General features: G+C 72.7%; 18 protein-coding genes. 10 read left to right on the top strand and 8 right to left on the bottom strand.

Features of this window, described 5'->3' with window-relative positions; genetic code table 11:
- The first annotated feature begins 44 nt into the window (after positions 1–44).
- A complete protein-coding gene (locus tag ACWDYF_RS09330) occupies positions 45–1,121 on the top strand; it encodes a histidinol-phosphate transaminase (RefSeq protein ID WP_037873830.1) in 1,077 nt (358 codons plus the stop codon).
- Here ACWDYF_RS09330 and ACWDYF_RS09325 read toward each other — a convergent pair.
- Entirely contained in the window at positions 1,105–1,557 is a 453-nt protein-coding gene (locus ACWDYF_RS09325; RefSeq protein ID WP_026252717.1) for an Lrp/AsnC family transcriptional regulator, read from the bottom strand. The genes ACWDYF_RS09330 and ACWDYF_RS09325 overlap by 17 nt on opposite strands.
- Before the next feature lie 161 nt (positions 1,558–1,718).
- On the opposite strand from ACWDYF_RS09325, the gene ACWDYF_RS09320 reads away from it, so the two are divergent.
- The 4 genes from ACWDYF_RS09320 (at position 1,719) to ACWDYF_RS09305 (ending at position 7,485) form a co-directional block, all read left to right on the top strand.
- Positions 1,719–2,657 carry a DMT family transporter gene (locus tag ACWDYF_RS09320; RefSeq protein ID WP_381740919.1) on the top strand — a complete coding sequence of 313 codons (939 nt, stop codon included), beginning with the start codon at positions 1,719–1,721 and terminating at the stop codon, positions 2,655–2,657.
- A 105-nt stretch (positions 2,658–2,762) separates the two neighbouring features.
- Positions 2,763–4,667, top strand: coding sequence for a cobalamin-dependent protein (locus tag ACWDYF_RS09315; protein WP_381740921.1), 1,905 nt, complete (start codon positions 2,763–2,765; stop codon positions 4,665–4,667).
- 50 nt (positions 4,668–4,717) lie between these two features.
- Positions 4,718–6,565 carry a non-ribosomal peptide synthetase gene (locus ACWDYF_RS09310; protein ID WP_389462637.1) on the top strand — a complete coding sequence of 616 codons (1,848 nt, stop codon included), beginning with the start codon at positions 4,718–4,720 and terminating at the stop codon, positions 6,563–6,565.
- Entirely contained in the window at positions 6,562–7,485 is a 924-nt protein-coding gene (locus tag ACWDYF_RS09305; protein WP_389462638.1) for a thioesterase II family protein, read from the top strand. Before ACWDYF_RS09310 ends, ACWDYF_RS09305 begins: the two co-directional genes overlap by 4 nt.
- 77 nt (positions 7,486–7,562) lie before the next feature.
- Here the strand turns inward: ACWDYF_RS09305 and ACWDYF_RS09300 are convergent, their stop codons facing one another.
- The 4 genes from ACWDYF_RS09300 to ACWDYF_RS09285 form a co-directional block, all read right to left on the bottom strand.
- A complete protein-coding gene (locus ACWDYF_RS09300) occupies positions 7,563–8,753 on the bottom strand; it encodes a cytochrome P450 family protein (RefSeq protein WP_381740926.1) in 1,191 nt (396 codons plus the stop codon).
- Between the two features lie 187 nt (positions 8,754–8,940).
- Positions 8,941–9,600 (bottom strand): DUF5063 domain-containing protein, encoded by a 660-nt coding sequence (locus tag ACWDYF_RS09295; protein WP_381740927.1) that lies wholly within the window; start codon positions 9,598–9,600, stop codon positions 8,941–8,943.
- The gene (gene recR / locus ACWDYF_RS09290; protein WP_381740934.1) at positions 9,593–10,192 is read right to left on the bottom strand and encodes a recombination mediator RecR; all 600 of its coding nucleotides are present in this window, start codon (positions 10,190–10,192) and stop codon (positions 9,593–9,595) included. The genes ACWDYF_RS09295 and recR overlap by 8 nt, the downstream gene beginning before the upstream one ends.
- A gap of 114 nt (positions 10,193–10,306) precedes the next feature.
- Complete coding sequence (locus ACWDYF_RS09285) at positions 10,307–10,651, bottom strand: YbaB/EbfC family nucleoid-associated protein (RefSeq protein ID WP_026252718.1); 345 nt, start codon at positions 10,649–10,651, stop codon at positions 10,307–10,309.
- Between the two features lie 301 nt (positions 10,652–10,952).
- Here ACWDYF_RS09285 and ACWDYF_RS09280 point away from each other — a divergent pair, with 301 nt between their 5' ends.
- Positions 10,953–11,732 carry an SLATT domain-containing protein gene (locus ACWDYF_RS09280; RefSeq protein ID WP_381740935.1) on the top strand — a complete coding sequence of 260 codons (780 nt, stop codon included), beginning with the start codon at positions 10,953–10,955 and terminating at the stop codon, positions 11,730–11,732.
- A 161-nt stretch (positions 11,733–11,893) separates the two neighbouring features.
- Here the strand turns inward: ACWDYF_RS09280 and ACWDYF_RS09275 are convergent, their stop codons facing one another.
- The gene (locus tag ACWDYF_RS09275) at positions 11,894–13,891 is read right to left on the bottom strand and encodes a serine/threonine-protein kinase (RefSeq protein WP_389462639.1); all 1,998 of its coding nucleotides are present in this window, start codon (positions 13,889–13,891) and stop codon (positions 11,894–11,896) included.
- 273 nt (positions 13,892–14,164) lie between these two features.
- On the opposite strand from ACWDYF_RS09275, the gene ACWDYF_RS09270 reads away from it, so the two are divergent.
- The 3 genes from ACWDYF_RS09270 (at position 14,165) to ACWDYF_RS09260 (ending at position 17,227) form a co-directional block, all read left to right on the top strand.
- Complete coding sequence (locus ACWDYF_RS09270; protein WP_389462640.1) at positions 14,165–15,547, top strand: aspartate aminotransferase family protein; 1,383 nt, start codon at positions 14,165–14,167, stop codon at positions 15,545–15,547.
- Between the two features lie 160 nt (positions 15,548–15,707).
- Positions 15,708–16,466 carry a GntR family transcriptional regulator gene (locus ACWDYF_RS09265; RefSeq protein WP_389462641.1) on the top strand — a complete coding sequence of 253 codons (759 nt, stop codon included), beginning with the start codon at positions 15,708–15,710 and terminating at the stop codon, positions 16,464–16,466.
- A 110-nt stretch (positions 16,467–16,576) separates the two neighbouring features.
- Positions 16,577–17,227 carry a phospholipase D-like domain-containing protein gene (locus ACWDYF_RS09260; protein ID WP_381740940.1) on the top strand — a complete coding sequence of 217 codons (651 nt, stop codon included), beginning with the start codon at positions 16,577–16,579 and terminating at the stop codon, positions 17,225–17,227.
- 132 nt (positions 17,228–17,359) lie between these two features.
- Here ACWDYF_RS09260 and ACWDYF_RS09255 read toward each other — a convergent pair whose 3' ends face one another.
- A complete protein-coding gene (locus ACWDYF_RS09255) occupies positions 17,360–18,643 on the bottom strand; it encodes an adenylosuccinate synthase (RefSeq protein ID WP_026252719.1) in 1,284 nt (427 codons plus the stop codon).
- Positions 18,644–18,838: 195 nt separating this feature from the next.
- Between ACWDYF_RS09255 and ACWDYF_RS09250 the strand changes: the two genes are divergently transcribed.
- Entirely contained in the window at positions 18,839–19,699 is an 861-nt protein-coding gene (locus ACWDYF_RS09250; RefSeq protein WP_389462642.1) for a diacylglycerol kinase family protein, read from the top strand.
- A gap of 76 nt (positions 19,700–19,775) precedes the next feature.
- On the opposite strand, the gene ACWDYF_RS09245 is transcribed toward ACWDYF_RS09250, so the two are convergent.
- Positions 19,776–21,014, bottom strand: coding sequence for a cytochrome P450 (locus tag ACWDYF_RS09245; RefSeq protein ID WP_389462643.1), 1,239 nt, complete (start codon positions 21,012–21,014; stop codon positions 19,776–19,778).
- Positions 21,015–21,080: the final 66 nt, after the last annotated feature.

Raw genomic sequence — 21,080 nt, 5'->3', positions numbered from 1 at the left:
CAGAGCGACCCGCCAGAGGGACCCAGCTAAGGAGAACGACAGGAGTGAGTGCTCACCCGCCCGTGCCGCGTGCCGTGCTCGACGGCATACCGGCCTATGTGCCCAAGCCGCCGCAGCCGCCCGCCACCGGCACCTCGTACCGGCTGTTCCTCAACGAGAACCCCTGCCCGCCGCTGCCCTCGGCCCTCGCCGCCGTCTCCCGGGCCGCTCAGCGGACCAACCTCTACCCGGGCATCTTCCCGGAAGAGCTGACGGACGCCCTCGCCCGCAGGCTGGACGTCCCGCTGTCGCACGTGGTCACCGGCCCCGGATCGGTCGGCATCTACCAGCAGATCGGCCAGGCCATGCTGTCGCCGGGCGACGAAGTGGTCTACGCCTGGCCCTCGTTCGAGGCGTACCCGATCGTCGTGCGGATGGCCGGGGCCGTCCCGGTCGAGGTGCCGCTCAGCGACGCGACGCACGACCTGGAGGCCATGGCCGCCGCCATCACCCCGCGCACCGCCATGGTGCTGCTGTGCGAGCCCAACAACCCCACCGGCACCGCGGTCGGCGCCGCCGAGCTGAAGCGGTTCCTGGACCGGGTGCCCGAGCACGTCACGGTGGTGCTGGACGAGGCGTACTTCGAGTTCCACCGGGGCCCGGACGCGCCGGACGGGGTGGAACTCCACCGCGACCGGCCCAACCTGGTGGTGCTGCGCACCTTCTCCAAGGCGTACGGGCTGGCCGGGCTGCGGGTCGGCTACGGCGTCGCGCACCCGCGGATCGCCGAGGCGCTGCGCAAGTGCGCCGTGCCGTGCGGGGTGAGCCGGATCGCGGAGCAGGCGGCGCTGGCCGCGCTGGACGCCGAGGACGAACTGCTGCGGCAGGTGGCCGGGATCACCGCCGAGCGTGAGCGGCTGCGCGCGGCCCTCGGCGCGCGGGGCTGGACCCTGCCGCCGAGCGGGACCAACTTCCTCTGGCTGCCGCTCGGCGAGGACGCCGCCCCGGTCGCCGCCGCCCTGGAGCGCACCGGGCTGCTGGTGCGCGCCTTCCCCGGGACCGGGCTGCGGATCACGGTCGGCGCCCCGGAGGCGAACGACCTGCTGATCACGGCCCTGGAGGGGATCAGATCGGATCGATGACCGTCTTGCGCAGATGCCCGTAGACCATCGAGGTGCGCACGTCGGCCAGTTCGGGGCGCTCGGTCAGCTTGTCCAGCACGACCGAGTGCAGATGGTCGGCGTCCCGCACCGCCACATGGAGGAGGAAGTCGTCGGTACCCGTCAGCACGAAGACCGAGATGACCTCGGGCATCCGCGCCACGAAGGTCTGGAACTGCTCGATGATCGCGCGGGTCGGCGGTCGCACCCGTACGGCGATCATCGCCTGGAGCCCCCGGCCCAGTGCGGTGAGATCCACCTCGGCGTGGAAGCCGAGCAGCACCCCGCGCTCGCGCAGCGCGCGCACCCGCTCCAGACAGGTCGAGGGTGCGATGCCCAGTTCCTCGGCGAGTTCGCGGTTGGTGCGCCGACCGTCTTGCTGGAGAAGGCGCAGCAACGCCGAATTAAGTTCATCCATGTTCTGCCGCATTCTCGGGAGGCCGAATTATATTCGGCGAGTATGCCCTGTTCTCCGTTGGATTGCTAGCATGACTGCATCCATTCCGTCCATGATTCGCCTCTCTGCGGCGCGAGCCGGGCGGACCCTGTGCGTGCGGACGACGGAGAAGGAGACCTGCGGTGGACGAGAGGAAAGGACGGATCCTGGCGCTGTGCGCCGTGGTGGCGGCGGCCCTCTTCTGGAGCAGTTCCTACGCGGTGACCAAGCAGGTGCTGTCGGACGTCGGACCGCTGAGCATCGGCGCCATCCGCTTCACGCTCGCCGCCGGGCTGCTCGCGGTGATGATGCGGCTGCGCCGCCGCCCGGGGACCCGGCCCGACGCCCGCCAGCGGCGCCTGATCTACCTCAGCGGACTGCTCGGCATCACGGCCTACTTCGTCCTGGAGAACATCGGCGTCGAACTGTCGACGGCCTCCGACGCCTCCCTGATCGTGGCCACCTACCCGCTGATGACCATGCTGCTGGAACTGGTGCTGTTCAGGGCGAGGATGCCGCTGCTGCGGGTCGGCGGCGTCCTGCTCGCCACCGCGGGGGCGTTCCTGGTCGTGCGCAACGGCGCACAGGTCGGGGGCAGTTCGCGCTGGCTCGGCGATGTCCTGCTGCTGCTCGGCGGGCTGGTCTGGGGGGGCTACAACGTGCTGGTCAAGTCCATGGGCCGCGGCCACGACGCCCTGGACCTCACCTACTACCAGACCGTGGCCGGCGCCGCCGGCTTCCTGCTCGCCTCCTGCCTGGAGGCCGGGGACTGGCACGTACCGGACGGATCGGCCTCGCTGCTGCTCGTCTATCTGGCCGTGGCGTGCTCCGTCGGCGGCTTCCTCCTCTACAACTACGGGCTGCGCCGCATGACCTCCAGCGTCGCGGTCAACATCCTCAACCTGGTACCGGTGTTCGGTGTGCTCGGTGCCGTGGTGATCAACGGGGAGACGGTCCGGCTCGGGCAGGTGCTCGGCGGGACGATCATCGTCGCCGGGGTGGCGCTCGGGGTCGTCGAACGGCGGACGTCCGTGGCCGAGGCCGCGGTCCCCGAACCCGCCTCGGTGGGCGAGCGCGCCTGACCCGCCGCCGCCCACCGGACCGATTCGCTTCCCTGCCGCCGCCGGCCCCTCCCGCGCCGGACATCTCCTCTCGCCGTCCCCGGCCCGTGCCGTGCCCCTCGAAAGGTGAGCGAAGTGAAGAAGGTCCTGCTCGTGGAACTGTCCGTCTTCGAGCGGATGACCCCGCTGGCCTCCGGCTATCTCCAGGCGTACGCCATGACGGACGCGGTGGTCCGCGACGCGTACCGCTTCGAGCGGTACACGACCGTCGCCAGGACCCCCCGGGCCGAGGTCGTCCAGAACCTGCTGCGGTCGGCGGCCGATGTGTACGCGTTCAGCTGCTACGTGTGGAACATGGGCCTGGTGAAGGCCGTCGTGGCGGCCGTCCGGCAGGCGCGGCCCGAGGCCCAGATCATCCTGGGCGGCCCCCAGGTGATGTCACAGGGCCTGCGCTACCTCAGCAGCACCGACGAGCGCACGGTCGTCTGCAACGGCGAGGGGGAGATCACCTTCACCCAGTACCTGCTGGCGCTGACCGAGTCCCCCGACCGGTTCCACGAGGTCGCCGGCCTCAGCTTCTACCGCGACGGCGAACTGGTCACCACCCCGAAGCAGACCCGCATCAAGACCCTGGACGACGTGCCCTCGCCGTTCCTGACCGGGGTCTTCGACGACGCGTACAGCATCGCCATCCTGGAGACCAACCGCGGCTGCCCCTACCACTGCGGATTCTGCTTCTGGGGCGCGGCCACGAACGACCGGGTGCACCGGTTCGACGAGGAGCGGGTCCGCGAGGAGATCAAGTGGATAGCCAGGAACGAGATCCTCTTCCTCTTCATCGCCGACGCGAACTGGGGAATGCTCAGCCGGGACGTCGGGATATCCCAGCACATCACGGACTGCGCGCATGACCACGGCGCCCCGAACGTCGTCTACTTCTCCGCGGCGAAGAACAAGCCGCACGCCGTCACGAAGATCACCAGCATCTTCCAGGACGCGAACCTCATCTCCTCGCAGCCGGTGTCGCTCCAGACCCTGGAACCGGCCAGCCTCGACCTGATCGCGCGCTCCAACATCAAGCTGAGCGCCTTCGCCGAGATCCAGGAGGACCTGCGCCAGAAGCAGGTCAGCTCCTACGTCGAACTCATCTGGCCGCTGCCCGGCGAGACCCTCGACTCCTTCCGGCGCGGCATCGGCACCCTGTGCGAGAACGAGGCGCAGACGGTCATCGCGTATCCGCATCTGCTCCTCAACAACACGCCCATCTACCACCACGCACAGAGCATGGGCATCCTCAGCAGGCAGGCCGGCGGGGACGCCGCCGAGGCCCGGGTCGTCATCGGCACCAAAGAGGTCTCCGAACCGGAGTTCGTGGAGGGCATGTACTACTTCTACGCCTTCCACGCCCTGCACAACACGCGCAGCCTGCGCACGGTGAGCCGGTATCTGGTGAAGCAGCGCGGAATGAGCTACCAGGACATCTTCGCCGCCTTCTCCGGCCATCTGCGCGAGCAGGGGGACGACGATCCCGTCCTCGCCTACATGCGGCGCTCCGTCGAGGAGGCCGACTACTACGACGTCAACAACTACGGCCTCTTCATCCACTCCGTGCTCCACCAGCACCGGGACGTCTTCACCGGCCATGTGCGCGGCTTCGCGCGGAGCCAGGACTGGTGGGCGGACGAGAAGGCGCGCGCCCTGTTCGAGATCGACCTGCTGAACCGCCCGTACATGTACAGCAACACGCCCCTGGACACCTCACCCGACGGCTTCGGGGCACTGGAACTGCTGGACCGGGGCCCGCGCGCCTTCACCGTGCGCGTCCCCGAGGAGCACCTGCCCGAACTGACCGACGCGGTGCACATCAAGGCGATGCCCGCCGACGGCACGTTCACGGTGGACCACAAGCGCTCGCAGTACCCGTTCATGCCGACGCAGAGCCGCGACCACAGCGGTTCCTACTGCCACGGAATGATCGAGAAGGTCGGCAACATCATGCCGGTGTGGCGGCCGGCCGCGCCGCGCCGATAACGCGTCATCAACGCGTCATCCGACGAGAGACGAGAAAGGACTGGACGCCCATGCCCAAGCCCGCCGCTCGGCACCAGGACGGTTCGCTGAGCGATCTGTTCGCGCAACACGTCGTACGCCGGCCCGACGCGCCCGCTCTCACCCATGGTTCCGTCACGCTGACGTACCGGCAACTCGACCGGGTCACCAACTCCCTGGCGATCCGGCTGCGCGACCGGGGCGTACGGCCCGGCCGGCTGGTGGCGATCCTCGCCGACCGCGGCATCGGGGTGGTCCTGGGCATGCTCGCCACCGTCAAGGCCGGCGGCGCCTATGTGGCGCTGGACCCGGCGCAGCCGGCCGCCCGGCTGCGCCTGATCCTCCAGGAGTCCGAGCCGGTGGCGCTGCTCACCGAGGCCGACGCGGACGACCCCAGCGGCCTCGGCATCCCGGTGCTCACGGCCGCCGCACACCTGGGGCAGGGCGTACGGGACGACGCCGCCCTGGACGTCCGCACGGACGGCGGCGCGGGGCCCGAGGACCTGGCGTACGTGGTGTACACCTCGGGTTCGACCGGCACACCCAAGGGGATCTGCACGACGCACCGCAACGTCGTCCTGCGCACCCGGGACGCCGACTACCTCACGTTCGAGGCGGGCGACCGGGTCGCGCAGATCTCCAACGCGGCCTTCGACGCCGCCACCGTCGAGGTGTGGGGCGCGCTGCTCAACGGCGGCGAGCTCATCGGGTTCGACCGCGACACCATCCTCTCCCCGGGCCGGCTGGCGACCGCGCTGCGCGAACGCCGCATCGACACCGTGGTGATGGCGACACCGCTGTTCAACCAGCTCGCGGGGGACGACCCGGCGACGTTCGCCACGGTCTCCCAGATCCTGGTCGGCGGCGACGTCCTCGCGGTCGACCAGGCCAACGCCGTGGCCGCGCTGCCGGGCTGCCACCTGGTCAACGGGTACGGGCCCGCCGAGTGCACGACGATCGCCACCGCGCACCGGGTCAGGCCGATGCCCGCCGACCAGGTGCGGGTGCCGATCGGCGAGCCCGTCTCGCACACCACGTGCTACGTGCTGGACGACGAGCTGCGGCCGGTGCCCGCCGGGGAGACCGGCCAGCTCCACGTCGGCGGTGCCGGTGTGGCGAGCGGCTATCTCGGCCGCCCGGACCTGACGAAGGAGCGGTTCCTGCCCGACCCCTTCGCCGCCGGACCCGGCGCCCGCATGTACGCCACGGGCGACCTGGTGCGCGTCCTGCCGGACGGCTCGCTCGACTTCCTCGGCCGGGCCGACTTCCAGGTCAAGATCCGGGGCTTCCGGGTCGAGACGAACGAGGTCGACGCGGCGCTGCTGCGCCATCCCGGGATCAGGGAGGCGGTGACGGTCGCCGGCACCGACGCCCGCTCGGGGGACCGGACACTCCTCAGCTACTACGTGGGGGCGGGCGAGGAGACCCCGGACACGGCCGGTCTGAGGGCGTTCCTGCGCGACCGGCTCCCCGACTACATGATCCCGGCCCGGCTGACCCGGCTGCCCGAACTGCCGAAGAACGCCAACATGAAGATCGACCGGGAGCGGCTGCCCGCCCCGGAGGCCCCGGCCGCCCCGGCGGACCCGGCGGGCGCGGACACGATGGACGACGAGATCGCGGCGCTCATGGGCGGCCTGCTGGACGTGCCGGGCGTCGGCCACGAGGAGAACTTCTTCGAGGTCGGCGGGCAGTCGATGCTCGCGATCCGGCTGCTGACCCAGGTGAGCAGGCGGTTCGGCGCGGACATGACGCTGGCGGAGTTCTTCGAGGACCCGACGGTGCGCGGCATCGCCGCCCATGTGCGGGGCGCGGCGGCCTCGGACCCCGTCCCGGCCGGGTCCGTCCCGGCCGCCGGTTCCGGGGACGTACGCCCATGACCGGGACGGCCGACGCCCTGTACTTCCCGCCGTGCCGCCCCCTGGCCGCGCCCGCGCCGGCCCGGGACGCGGACGCCGTCCGGCTGTTCTGCCTGCCCCACGCGGGGGCGGGCGCGTCGGTCTACCGGGACTGGCCCCGTCTGCTGGCGCCCCGCGTCGAGGCGGTCCCCGTGCAGCTGCCGGGACGGGAGAGCCGCCACCGGGAGCGGGCCCTGCACACGGCGGCGGAGCTGGTCGCCGACCTCCGGGGCCCGCTGGCGGGCCGGGCCGGTCCCGACTACGCGCTGTTCGGACACAGCATGGGCGCCCTGCTCTGCTACGAGCTGGCGCATGCGCTGTCCGCGCTCGGCAGGCCCCCGCGCCATCTGTTCGTCTCCGGGCTGGGCGCTCCGCACCTGCCGCTCACCGGTCCGCGGCTGTGCGACCTGCCGGACGAGGAGCTGCTGACGGTCATCGCCGAGCTGGAGGGGACCTCGGCGGAGGTGCTCGCCCAGCCGGAGCTGGTGCGGCTGCTGCTGCCGCTGTTCCGCGCGGACCTGGAGGTCTGGGAGACGTACGCGCACGACCGCGGACCGCTGCGGGTGCCGGTCACCGCGATGGGCGGCCGCAGCGACCCCGGGGTCGGCCTCGACCTGCTCGGCGCGTGGGGGGAACTGACCACGGCCGATTTCCGGGTCGAGGTGTTCGACGGCGGCCATTTCTACCATCATGCGGCGCCGGAACGCGTGACGGCGGTCATCAAGGAGCAACTCGCCGGGTCCCGCCCCGGTCATTCCGCGCCGGAGACAGAAGCACCGGGAAGAAAAGCGCCGGAAAGAGAAGTGGCGAGAAGAGAAGTGACGGAAAGAGAAGTGACGGAAAGAGGAGTGGCGGGAAGGACAGCGACGGGAAAGCCGGATTCCGGCACCCGGGCCGGCTGATCCGCATTCCGGCTGATATCCGGCTCACCGGGTATCAGCCGGTCCGTGCGCGCGGGCCGGGGCAGGGCGCGGCGCGCTCAGCGCAGCCGGACGGGCAGGGCCTCCAGGCCGTGGATGAGGCTGGAGGGCCGCCACCGCAGCTCCGTCCCGGGCACCGCCGTCGCCAGCGCGGGGAATCGTTCCAGCAGCATCCCGAAGGCGATCCCGCCCTCCAGCCGCGCCAGCGGCGCGCCGAGGCAGTAGTGGATGCCGTGCCCGAACCCCACGTGGCCCGCCGTGTCCCGGCCCACGTCCAGCCGGTCGGCCCCGGGGAACCGCTCCGGGTCCCGGTTCGCCGACGAGGTGGCGAGCATGACCCATTCCTTCGCGGGCACCGGGGTGCCGCCGATGGTCACCGGCTCCAGCGTGAACCGCTCGGTGGCGTGGTTCAGCGGGTTCGCGTACCGCAGCAGCTCCTCCACCGCCGAGGGCAGCAGCGCGGGGTCGGCCCGCAGCCGCGCCAGCTCCGCCGGATGCGTCAGCAGCGCCAGCACGCCCCCGGCGATCAGGTTCACCATCGTCTCGTGACCGGCGACCAGCAGCAGGAACATCATCGACAGCAGCTCGTGCTCCGAGAGCGAGTCGCCCGAGTCGCGGGCCGCGATCAGCGCCGAGAGCAGGTCGTCCGCCGGGGTCTGCCGCCGCTCGGCGACCAGGCGCGTGAAGTACGCGTGCATGGCGGTGGCGGCGGCGCGGGACTCCACCCGGGTGCCCCGCGACGACAGCAGCGTCTCCGACCAGGCGCGGAACGACTCCCGGTCGTCGGCCGGGATCCCGATCAGCTCGCAGATCACGGTGACCGTCAGCGGGAACGCGAACGCCCCGATCAGCTCCGTCTCCTCGGGGCCGTCCGCCATCGCGTCCAGCAGCGCGCCGGTGACGTCCCGGATCCGCGGCTCCAGGGCGGCCACCCGGCGCGGGGTGAACGCCTTCACCACCAGGCGGCGCAGCCGGGTGTGGTCGGGCGGGTCGAGGTTGAGCATGTGCTGGTCGAGGAACGCCTGCACGGGGTCCATGGTGATGTCGAAGTCCTCGGGCGTCATGTGCGCCACCCAGTCCTTGGCGAGGCGGGGGTCGGCCAGCGCCGCCCGCACGTCCTCGTACCGGGTGACGAGCCAGACGCGGAGGCCCTCGGGGGTGACGACCGGCGTCACCGGCGCGGACGAGCGCAGCCGCGCGAACAGTCCCTGGGGATCCTGGAAAAAGGAATCACCCAGCCGCTCGGTCACCGGCGGAAGTTCTCCCCCTGTATGCACCATGACGGCAGCTTAGCCAATTCCGCCGGACGATTGTCGGCCGATCGGTGAATTTCCTCCGACGCCGTGCCGGTCGGCGAAAATGGCTTCTTCCGGCCTGTCCCGGTGGTTTTTCACCGCCCGGGAACGGGAAATGGGCGAATGCGCGGACGGGCGGGATTCACTGGGCCCGGGGCAGCCCGAGCGGACCGCCGATCTCCTCCGCCATGACCCGGCCCGCCTCGAACTCCAGCGTCTCGTCGCCCATGCCCTGGTCGGTGTCGAGGCCGTCCAGCTCCTCCAGGGGCTGGTTGAGGCGCACATGGGCGACCAGGGACTGGAGGGCGCGCAGGGCCGCCGAGGCGGTGCCGCCCCAGTTGGAGAAGTAGGAGAACTGCCACCACCACAGCGCCTCGGTGGTGCGGCCCGCGCGGTAGTGGACCATGCCGTGGCGCAGATCGGCGACGACGTCGGCGAGGTCGTCGGAGATCCGCGCGGGCACCGGGGCGCGGCGCGGCTCGTAGGGGTCGAAGACCTCGGAGTAGACGTCGATGGGCTCCAGCAGGCGGCCCAGGTTCTCGCGGAGGACGTCCGCGTCCTGCTCCGGGCCCGGGTCGGGCTCGTAGCGCTCGTCGGGGACGATGTCCTCGTGCGCGCCGAGCCGGCCGCCGGCCAGCAGCAGCTGGGAGACCTCCAGCAGGAGGAAGGGCACCGCGGAGTCCGGCTCGTCGCCCTTGGCGACCTCGGTGACGGCGACCAGGAAGCTCTCGATCTGGTCGGCGATCTGGACCGCGAAGTCGTCGGGGTTCTGGCTGGTCGCGTGCAGCGTGGCGTCAGACATCTAGGAGTCGTCTCCCCTCGAAGGCGCGGCCGAGGGTCACCTCGTCCGCGTACTCCAGGTCGCCGCCCACCGGGAGGCCGCTGGCCAGGCGGGTGACCTTGAGGCCCATGGGCTTGATCATGCGGGCGAGGTACGTCGCCGTCGCCTCGCCCTCCAGGTTCGGGTCCGTGGCCAGGATGAGCTCCGTGACCGTGCCGTCGGCGAGGCGGGCCAGCAGCTCCCGGATGCGCAGATCGTCAGGGCCGACGCCCTCGATCGGGCTGATCGCCCCGCCGAGGACGTGGTACCGGCCGCGGAACTCGCGGGTCCGCTCGATCGCGACGACGTCCTTGGGCTCCTCGACCACGCAGATGACGCTCTGGTCGCGGCGGCTGTCACGGCAGATGCCGCACAGCTCCTCCTGCGCCACGTTGCCGCAGACCGCGCAGAAGCGGACCTTCGCCTTCACCTCCAGCAGGGCCTGGGCGAGCCGGCGCACGTCCGTCGGCTCCGCCTGGAGGATGTGGAAGGCGATCCGCTGCGCGCTCTTGGGACCGACGCCGGGCAGCCGCCCCAGTTCGTCGATGAGGTCCTGGACCACGCCTTCGTACACCGGACGCCCGTCCTTCCTGCTCTCCGTGTGCCGCTGTTTCGGTGAGTGCTGCTTCGGTGTGTGCTGCTTCGGTGTGTGCTGCTTCGGTACGTACCGTAGTTGCCCGGGGGCCGCCTAGAAAGGCAGCCCGGGGATGCCGCTGCCGCCGCCGAGGCCCTGGGCCAGCGGGCCGAGCTTCTGCTGCTGGAGCGCCTGGGCGTTCTCGTTGGCCGCCTGGACGGCCGCCACGACCAGGTCCGCGAGGGTCTCGGTGTCCTCGGGGTCCACGGCCTTCGGGTCGATCTTCAGGGCGCGCAGCTCGCCGGCGCCGGTGACGGTGGCCTTCACCAGGCCGCCGCCCGCCTGTCCGTCGACCTCGGTGCGCGCCAGCTCCTCCTGGGCCTGCGCCAGGTCCTGCTGCATCTTCTGGGCCTGCTGGAGCAGCTGCTGCATGTTGGGCTGGCCACCACCGGGAATCACGATCAGCTCCTGCTTTCCTCCGTGCGTCCGGATGATCCGGACGGCCCGGTCTCCGGGCGGGGCCCGTCCGCCGGCGCACCGGCGATTCCCCGCTGGCACGAGCCTACGTGGTCCCGGCGGGCGGCGCCCCGCCACTCTTTCGAGTGAGTTACGGGTGCGTCCTATACCTGATCAAGGCCCTCTTCCGGGCGGAAAAGCACCGCATTCCCCCGCTTCGCCACCCGTTGGGGGGTAGGAAGGGGTCCGGCGGTCAGCCAGCGTCACAGAACGTGATCAGTAGGTGATCAGTAGGGAGTGCCGGGTGGGTCAGCCGGAGATGCAGCCCGAGCGTCACCCTCGGGACGGGCGGGAGGACGGGGCTCGGGACGGACGGGAGGGCGGGGCGGCGGCGGCCGGACCGCTGCCCGGGGACCTGACCGGGCGGGTGTTCCCGCCCGGCGACTGGGGCGACCCGGCCCGGCGGCTGGACGAGCTGTACCGGTGGGTGGAGCGCGGCGCGCTCCAGACCGCCGCCTGGTACCTCGCGGAGCGGGTGTGGAAGCGGCGCGGGGCGCGGGCGCTGCGGTGCGGGGCGGCGGCGGGGGCGCTGGCCGGGACGGGGCTGCCGCTGCTTGATCTGACCGGGCCGGCCCGCGGGGCGGCGCCCTGGGGATATCTGGCGCTGCTGCTGTCGGTGGCGTGTGTCGCGGCCGACCGGTACTTCGGCGTGACCTCGGGCTGGATGCGGGACGTGGCGACCGCGCAGGCCGTGCAGCGGCGGCTGCAACTGCTCCAGTTCGACTGGGCCACCGAGAGCGTGCGGGAGGTGCTCGGCCCGGCCGAGGGCACGGCGGGCGAGGCCGCCGAGCGGTGCCTGGCGGTGCTGCGGCGCTTCACGGAGGACGTGACCGAGCTGGTGCGGGCCGAGACGGCCGGCTGGATGGTGGAGTTCCGCGTCGGGGCGGCGCCGGCGGGGCTCCATTCAGCGGTGCAGGGCGGCGCGCGCCCGGAGCCCGGCGGCACCGGTCCGGGCCGCTTCCCGCTGCCGCCGGGCGGCACCCGGCCGAACATGCCCCGCCAGCGGCCCCCCGAGCCCCGGTAGAGCCTCCGGCCGGGACACCGGTCACCGGTGCGGGACCTGACACCGCTCCCCCGAGCTCTTCGGAGCTGGGGTGCCCCCGGCGGCGCAGCACCCGGCGCTCGTACCGGAGCGTCCCGGACGCGGCGACGCCGGACACCGCGGCGGCTTCTCCCGTCCCGCGCTCACTCCTTGATGTAGGTCAGCCGCTCGCCGCTGTCCTTGTTGACGCGCTGGAGGCCGCCCTGCGGGAGCAGCAGCACCTGGGTGGCCGCGCCCGGATTGCAGGCGCCGCCCGTGCCGTCCCTGACCGTCGAGGGCCCGAGCTCCAGCGGTCCGCCGGTGTCCGGCCGCCGGACCAGCCGGGCCTCGAACACGCAGTGGTAGGTGCCGCCGGTCGCGGTGGGGCCGTCCGCGACCAGGGTGAGCACCCGGTCCCCGACACCGCCCTGGACGATGGTGAGCCGCCGGGGATTCGAGCCCAGCTCGCTGTCGATCGCCGACCGCCAGGTGCCGAGGTAGCCGGTGGGGACCACACCGTCCGAGGGGCCGGGCGGTGCGCCCGTGCCGGTGGGGGACGGGTCCGGCCCGCCCGTGCCGGACGCGGTGGCGGTCGGCGAGGGGCCGGGGCCGCCGCGGTTGTCCTCGTGCCCGCCGCCCTGCATCAGCGCGTAGACCGAACCGCCCGCGCCGAGCGCGACGACCAGCGCCACCGCGAGGAGCGCCACCGTGGAGGGACCGCCGCGCCGCGGTCCGTCCGGCGCCGGGTCCGGGGCCGGGGCGTAGTACGGGGGGTCGGCGGATCGGTACGGGTGAGGCTGCGGGTGCTGGTGGGGGTGGGGGTGCTGGGGATGGCCGTACGCCTGCTGTGTGGGCACGGACGCGGGTGCGGGCGCCGGGCCGTCGGCCTGGGTGGGCGGGTGGTCCGGCGGTGCGTGGCCCTGTCCGGCGGGGTCGCCGGGGGCCGGGGGCCGGACGGCGGTGGCGTGCTCCGGGGAGGGCCATGGCGTGGTTTCCGGGGCGGGGCCGGGGGCGTGGCCCGGGGGGTCCGCGGGGGTGTGCCCAGGCGGCTGCTCCCGGGAGGAGGGAGGGGAGAACCGGGAGGACTGAGAGTAGGGGGAGAAGGGGGAGAAGGGGGAGGACTGGGAGAAGGGGGAGGCGGCGGAGTCGTGCTGCGGGAGTCCCTCGGGAGGGGCGGGCACGGTGGGACCCGTGAGCGCGGCGGGGCCGGTGGCTTCGCCGAGGGTGGCGGGTGGCGGCGCCTCGGGGTTCTCCGCGTCCAGCAGCCGTACCGCGTGCCGTCCGAGCTGGGCCACCAGGGCGCTCGGCAGCCACGGATCGCGGAGCCGGCCGTCGCACACCGTGTCCTCGGCGCCGGTGCGCTCCAGGATCTCCTCCAGCGCGGGCCGGGCCGCCGGGTCCTTGCGCAGACAGGCGCGGACCAGGTCGGCGATGCCCTCGGGCAGCGCGTCCAGGTCCGGTTCCTCCTGGGCGATCCGGTACATCAGCGCGTGCACGCCGCTGTCGGCGGTGCCGAAGGGCAGGGTGCCGGTCGCGGCGTAGGCGAGCACGGACCCCAGGCAGAAGATGTCGCAGGCGGGGGTGATCCGGTCGCCGCGCACCTGCTCGGGGGCCATGAAACCGGGCGAGCCGAGCAGCGCCCCGGTGCGGGTGAGGCCGCTGTCCGCGACGGTCTCCAGGGCGCGGGCGATGCCGAAGTCGATGACCCGGGGGCCGTCGATGGTGACGAGCACGTTCGACGGTTTGAGGTCGCGGTGGACGAGCCCGGCCGCGTGGATGTCCCGCAGCGCCTCGGCGAGACCGGCGGCGAGGACGCGCACCGACCGCTCGGGCAGCGGCCCGTGGTCGTGGCCGACGACCCGCTGGAGGCCGGGCCCGGCGACATAGCCGGTGGCGACCCACGGGACGGCGGCCTCGGTGTCCGCGTCCAGCACGGGCGCGGTCCAGTTCCCGCCGACCCGGCGCGCGGCCCGCACCTCCTGGCGGAACCGGGCCCGGAACTCCTCCTGCTGCGCCAGCTCCCGCCGCACCACCTTCACGGCGGCCGTACGGCCCCGGCCGGAGCGGGCCAGGTACACCTGCCCCATGCCGCCCGCGCCGAGCCGCGCCAGCAGCCGGTACGCCCCGATCTCCCGCGGATCGCCGGGCGCCAGCTTCTCCATGGCAGAACCGCCTCCCCCGATGTGCCCGGTACGCCCCTGCGCGTCAGCCCGAGGATAGTGCGGGGACCACGGGCGGACAGCGGCCCGCCGTCGACGGTTCCGTAACAGCGGGCCGCCCGGCCGTACGCGCTCTCCCGCGCCCCCGTGCTCCCCGTCGCGCCCTTGTGCTCCCCGTGCGTCCCGTGCTTCCCGCGACAAGGTGTCGTCAAATCGCCGTCACCGCAGACAGGGCGCCGATACCGGCTCCGCCGGGGCGGCCTCTACGCTCGCGGTATGACCCCTCAGCCCTCTTCCGCCCACCGGGCCCCGCAGCCGGACCCCGAGGCCGGCGCGGCCGTGAAGGCCGCCGACCGCGCGCACGTCTTCCACTCCTGGTCCGCGCAGGACCTGATCGACCCGCCGGCGGTGGCCGGTGCCGAAGGGTCGTACTTCTGGGACTACGACGGCAGGCGCTACCTGGACTTCTCCAGCGGCCTCGTCTTCACCAACATCGGCTACCAGCACCCCAAGGTCGTCGCCGCGATCCAGGAGCAGGCCGCGACGCTGGCCACCTTCGCTCCCGCGTTCGCCGTCGAGGCCCGCTCGGAGGCGGCCCGGCTGATCGCCGAGCGGACCCCCGGCGACCTGGACAAGATCTTCTTCACCAACGGCGGCGCCGACGCGGTCGAGCACGCGATCCGCATGGCCCGGCTGCACACCGGGCGGCCGAAGGTGCTGTCGGCGTACCGGTCGTACCACGGCGGCACCCAGCAGGCCGTGAACATCACCGGCGACCCGCGCCGCTGGGCCTCCGACGACGGCGCGGCGGGTGTCGTGCACTTCTGGGCGCCCTACCTCTACCGCTCCCGCTTCTACGCGCAGACCGAGGAGGAGGAGTGCGCGCGGGCGCTGGAGCACCTGGAGACGACGATCGCCTTCGAGGGGCCCGCGACGATCGCGGCGCTCATCCTGGAGACGGTCCCGGGCACGGCGGGCATCATGGTGCCGCCGCCGGGCTATCTTGCCGGGGTGCGCGCGCTGTGCGACAAGTACGGGATCGTGTTCGTGCTGGACGAGGTCATGGCCGGGTTCGGGCGGACCGGTGAGTGGTTCGCCGCGGACCTGTCCGGGGTCGTCCCCGACCTGATGACCTTCGCCAAGGGCGTGAACTCGGGGTATGTGCCGCTGGGCGGTGTGGCCATCTCCGGGGAGATCGCCGAGACGTTCGGCAAGCGGCCCTACCCGGGCGGACTGACGTACTCGGGGCACCCGCTGGCCTGCGCCGCGGCCGTCGCGACGATCAACGTGATGGCCGAGGAGAGGGTCGTCGAGAACGCGCGGCGGCTGGGTGCCGAGGTGGTCGGCCCCGGGCTGCGCGAGCTGGCCGAGCGGCACCCGAGCGTCGGCGAGGTGCGCGGCACCGGCATGTTCTGGGCGCTGGAGCTGGTGAAGAACCGCGAGACCCGCGAGCCGCTGGTGCCCTACAACGCGGCCGGTGCGGCGAACGGCCCGATGGCGGCCTTCGGCGCCGCCGCCAAGGCGCACGGCCTGTGGCCCTTCATCAACATGAACCGCACGCACGTCGTCCCGCCGTGCACGGTGACCGAGGCCGAGCTGAAGGAGGGGTTCGCGGCGCTGGACGCGGCCCTGTCCGTGGCCGACGAGCACACGGAGTAGGCCGGAAAGCACCGGTGAGCACCGGGGAGTCCCTCGAAACGCCCCGGAGTGCGTAAGGTGGCGTGCTCGTACACATACACCCGTACGAGTACATGATCAGACAGACGTACGAGCAGATGTACGCGTACGCCACCGCACGCGTGAGGGAGACGCCCCGACCATGCCCGGCTTCAGCGGAACCGGTGCCGTGACGCGCAGCACCCTGCGCCAGCAGATCGCGGACGCGCTGCGGGACGAGGTGCTGTCCGGGCGGCTCCAGCCGGGGCGCGAGTTCACGGTGAAGGAGATAGCCGAGCAGTACGGGGTGTCCGCGACGCCGGTGCGCGAGGCGCTGGTGGACCTGTCCGCGCAGGGGCTGCTGGACGCCGACCAGCACCGCGGCTTCCGGGTGCGCGTGTACTCGGCGGCCGCCTTCCGCGAGATGATCGAGGCCCGCGCCCTGGTCACCGAGGGCATGTTCCGCGTCCTGGCCGCCGCGGGCGAGGCACCGGGCGGCGCCGCGGAGACCGGGGGCGCCCGGGGGAGGTCCCGGACGCGGGCGATGCTGCGCGAGCCCCTGGATCCGCGCACGGCCGCCGTGCTCGCCGGGGTGCGCCGGCGCGGCGAGGAGGCCCAGCGGGCGGCGAGCGCCGGCGACCTGACCGTGCTGATCGGCTACGACCTGCGGTTCTGGCGCGAGCTGAGCGCCCTGTACGGCAACGCGCACCTCGCCGACTTCCTGCACCGGCTGCGCGTGCAGTCCTGGGTGTGCGCGGTGCAGCAGCTCCGCAGGCTCGGTGATCTGCGCGGTGTCCTGTGGTGCGGCCACACCGAACTCGTGGACGCCCTGGCGTCCCGCGATATCACCACCGCGCAGAGCCTCGTCTCCGCCTACAACGCGCACTCCCTGGCCCTCGTCGAGCGGCTCTGCGCCGCATGAGCGGGGCGGGCGGGGGAACTGCACGGGTGGGGCCGGTCCGCTCCGCACCGACTACCCTTCGTTGACCACTGTGCTTCGCGCGTGCCGAACGCTGAGTGAGGAGCCCTCCTTTGGCCTGTGACCTGTGGCTGGTACCGCTCGTCGACGTGTTGTGCCACACCCCCGACAACCCGTTCGCCGAGGAACTCGCGCAGTACAACAAGGCGCTCGCGGAGAACGGACTGCCGCCGGTGCCGGTGTACCAGTACATGCCGGGCCTGTCCGGCGACGTCGCGCCGGTGGCCGGCTTCGACTACGACGCCCTGCACTTCCTGCGCCGCGCCCACCTGCTCCAGCTCTGCGGCCTTCCGCTCACCCCGGTCGACGAACTGGGCGGCGACTACGAGCAGTTGCTGGAGATGTTCGAGACGACGGCACAGCAGTCCCACCTGGTCTGGCACTACGACCACGCGGGCGCCTACGTCCCCGTGGACTTCCCGCACCCGCTGTCCAACGACGAACTCCTCGCCGGCGGCGGCCCGCTCGGCTCCTCCCAGGCCCTGCTGCGCGAACTCCAGCAGGTCGCCCCGGCCCTGGGCATCGACCCGGCCGCCCCTCCGGCTCCGCCGGCCCCGCCGACGGGCCCCACCGAACTCGAACAGCCCGCCGCGCCCGCCCCCTACGACCCCAGCCCCTTCGCCCGCGAACGCCACGTCTGGCTCGGCCTGCACGCGGCGGCCACCCGCAGCCTGGCCCAGGGCTCGATGATCGTCTTCAGCTGACCGGGCACCGGCCCGCCCGGCGCGCGCCGAACGCCGCACCGGGAACCCGCCGGACCGGTGTGCGGCGGGCGGGAACGCCGACGGCGGCCGACGCGCTGGGCGACGGCCGCCGTCCGGGGGCGGGGGTGCGGGTCAGATGAACGAGTTGATCTCGATCGTCTCGTCGCGGCCGGGGCCGACGCCGATCGCGGAGATCGGGGCGCCGGACATCTCCTCCAGGGCCTTGACGTAGTCCTGGGCGTTCTTGGGCAGGTCGGCGAAGGTCTTGGCCTTCGTGATGTCCTCCTGCCAGCCCGGGAGGTACTCGTAGACCGGCTTGGCGTGGTGGAAGTCGGTCTGGGAGTAGGGCAGCTCCTCGACGCGGCGCCCGTCGATCTCGTAGGCGACGCAGACCGGGATCCGCTCCCAGCCGGTGAGGACGTCGAGCTTGGTGAGGAAGAAGTCGGTGAGGCCGTTGACGCGGGTGGCGTAGCGGGCGATCACCGCGTCGAACCAGCCGCAGCGGCGGTCGCGGCCGGTGGTCACACCGCGCTCGCCGCCGATGCGGCGCAGCGCCTCGCCGTCCTCGTCGAGCAGCTCGGTCGGGAACGGCCCCGAGCCCACGCGGGTGGTGTACGCCTTGAGGATGCCGATGACCCGGCTGATCTTCGTCGGGCCGACACCGGCGCCGGTGCAGGCACCGCCCGCGGTCGGGTTGGACGAGGTCACGAAGGGGTACGTGCCGTGGTCGATGTCGAGGAGGGTGCCCTGACCGCCCTCGAACAGCACGACCTTGTCCTCCTCCAGGGCCTGGTTGAGCACCAGGACCGTGTCGGCGACGTACGGCGCGAGCTGCTCCGCGTAGCCCAGCAGCTCCTCGACCACCTGGTCCACGGCGATGGCGCGCCGGTTGTAGAGCTTGGTGAGGATCTGGTTCTTGGCGTCGAGGGCCGCTTCGACCTTCTGGGTGAGGATCGACTCGTCGTACAGGTCCTGGACCCGGATGCCGACGCGGTTGATCTTGTCCGCGTAGGTCGGGCCGATGCCGCGGCCGGTGGTGCCGATCTTGCGCTTGCCGAGGAAGCGTTCCGTCACCTTGTCGACGGTCACGTTGTACGGCGTGATGATGTGCGCGTTTCCGCTGATCAGGAGCTTCGACGTGTCGACGCCGCGCTCGTTCAGACCGCTCAGCTCGGAGAGCAGGACCGACGGGTCGACGACGACGCCGTTTCCGATGACGGGCGTACAGCCGGGCGAGAGGATGCCGGAGGGGAGCAGATGCAGTGCGTACTTCTGGTCGCCCACGACGACCGTGTGGCCGGCATTGTTGCCGCCCTGGTAACGCACCACATAGTCCACGGAGCCACCGAGCAGGTCGGTGGCCTTCCCCTTGCCCTCGTCACCCCACTGAGCACCGAGCAGCACAAGTGCGGGCACGCGCGTACACCCCTTCCGGGCGGGGCATGTCCAAGGTCAGGGGCGTACGCGGGTTCACCGCCGCGTGCACCGCGCGACCCTCGTCGGTCGCGCAACCGTCGGACCGGATGCCCCGGAATAGACGAAGCCCCTGGCGCAATAGCGCAAGGGGCTCTTGCACAAAGATGCTACCCGAGGAAGCGAGGCAGGACCGAGGTGGCGACCTATCCGACGTCCGATCCGCTGCTCGTGATCATCGATCCGGCCGCCCGGCGGACCGACGGGGAGTCCGTACGGATCGCAAAAGACGTGCTCAGCGCGGGTGCCGCCACGAAGGTGTGCCTCCCGGAGGGGCCGGAGGAGTTCGCCCGCGCACTGGCGCGGCGCGGCTCTCGGCGGCCGGTGGTGGTCGGGGACGACCGGGCCCTGCTGCGGGCGGTGACCCTGCTGCACCGGCGGCGGGAACTGGCCGGATGCGTGCTGTCGGTCGTCCCGGTCGGCGGTGCCCTGGCCCTGGCCCGCTCGCTGGGCGTGCCGACCGGTCCGGTCGCCTCCGCGCGGGCGGTGCTCGACGGCTCCGTGCGCCGGCTCGACCTGCTCGTCGACGACAGCGACGGGGTGGTGCTGGGCGCGCTGCGGATCCCGCCGCTGGTCCCGCCCCCGGCGGATCCGGCGGTGCTCGGCGCGGGGGCGCACCGGGACTGGCTGCGCACCTGCCAGTCGCTCGTCCGCACCCTGGTGGCCCGCCCGCCCCGCACGGCGGCCGAGGCCCAGGCGGGGACCGGACCCGCGCGGCTGCGGGTGGAGGTCGACGGGGTGACGCTGGTGGACCTGGACCAGCCGGTGGAGGCGGTGTCCGTGGTGCCCGGTGCCCGGGGCGTGGCCGCGGTGGAGGTGCGGCCGCTGTCGGGGCCGGGCGCGGAGCTCTCCCCCCTGCTCGCCGAGGGCCGCGCGGTGACCGTCTCCGGCGCGCACTACCGCTACCGCGCGGACGCGGTGGTCTCGGGCCCGGTCCGCACCCGCACCTGGACGGTGCGCGAGGGGGCGTGGGGGCTGGTGGTGCCTGCCGCGGGCTGACGCTCCCGGGCCACGGCAGCCCCCTGCCCGGCTGCCCCCTGCGCGGCTGCCCCTGCCCGGCCGTCCGGCCGCCCCGTCATCCTTCCGCTTCCGTCCGCACCTCCAGCGCCTCCAGGCCGCGGATCACGAAGTTCGGCTTCTGCCGTGGCCGTGTCGCCGGGGCGAGGGCCGGGGCCCGGGTGAGGAGGGAGGCCATGGAGGCGGCCAGCTCGATACGGGCGAGGGGGGCGCCGATGCAGTAGTGGATACCGGCGCTGAAGGAGATGTGGGGGTTGTCGCGGCGTGCCAGGTCCAGGCGCCCGGGGGCGGTGAAGACGGCCGGGTCGTGGTTGGCCGAGCCGAAGAGCAGGGCGACCTCGGCGCCGCGCGGGATCGTCGTGCCGTCGATCTCGATGTCGTCCAGTACCCAGCGCTCGAAGAGCTGCAACGGGGTGTCGTAGCGCATCAGCTCCTCGACGGCGGACGGGATCAGCGAGTGGTCCGCGCGCAGCGCCGCCAGCTGGTCCGGGTTGCGGAACAGGGCCCACCAGCCGTTGACCGTCGCGTTCACCGTGGCCTCGTGACCGGCGTTCAGGAGCAGCACGGCCGTGGAGATCATCTCCTGCTCGGTCAGCCGGTCTCCCTCGTCGTGCGCGGCGATCAGCCCGGAGATCAGGTCGTCCCCCGGCTCCGCGCGGCGGGCCGCGATCAGCTCCCGCAGATACGCCGTGAACTCCTCCGAGGCGCGCACCGCGCTCGCCGCCGTCTCCTCGGACGGGTTCAGCTCGTACATCCCGCAGATGGCGGCCGACCAGGGGCGCAGCAGGGCCCGGTCCTGCTCCGGGATGCCCAGCATCTCCGCGATCACCGCCACCGGCAGCGGCTCGGCGACGTCCGCGAGCAGATCACCGCCGCCGGCCTCCACGAGCGCGGCGACCAGGTCGTCCGCCAGCGCGTGGACGTACGGCTTCAGCCGCTCCACGGTGCGCGGGGTGAACGCCTTCGACACCAGCCGCCGGATCCGGGTGTGGTCGGGCGGTTCCAGGTCGAGCATCCCGTGGTCGTTGAGGACGTGGAACGGCTCGTGCTCCGGCGGGGGCGGGGTGCGGCCGAAGTCCTCGTGCGTGAACCGGTGCCGGTAGGTCCGGCCGAGTCTCCGGTCCCGCAGCAGCGCCGACACGTCCGCGTGGTGCGGGACCAGCCACTGGTCGGTGCGCTCGTAGTGGAGCACGCGGCCCCGGGCGCGCAGTTCGGCGTAGACGGGGTACGGATCGGCGACGAACGCCGGGTCCCAGGGATCGAACCCGAGGTCGGACGGTACGTGAGGAACGGCCATGCACGGACGCTAGCCCCGCCTTCCCGCTCTGAACAGGGCCTGAGCTGGGTCTGAGCAGGGCGGGAG

The sequence above is a fragment of the Streptomyces sp. NPDC003284 genome (genome assembly GCF_053589675.1).
The sequence above is the reverse complement of the archived record's forward strand: the minus strand, read 5'-3'. Positions and strand labels throughout refer to the sequence as shown.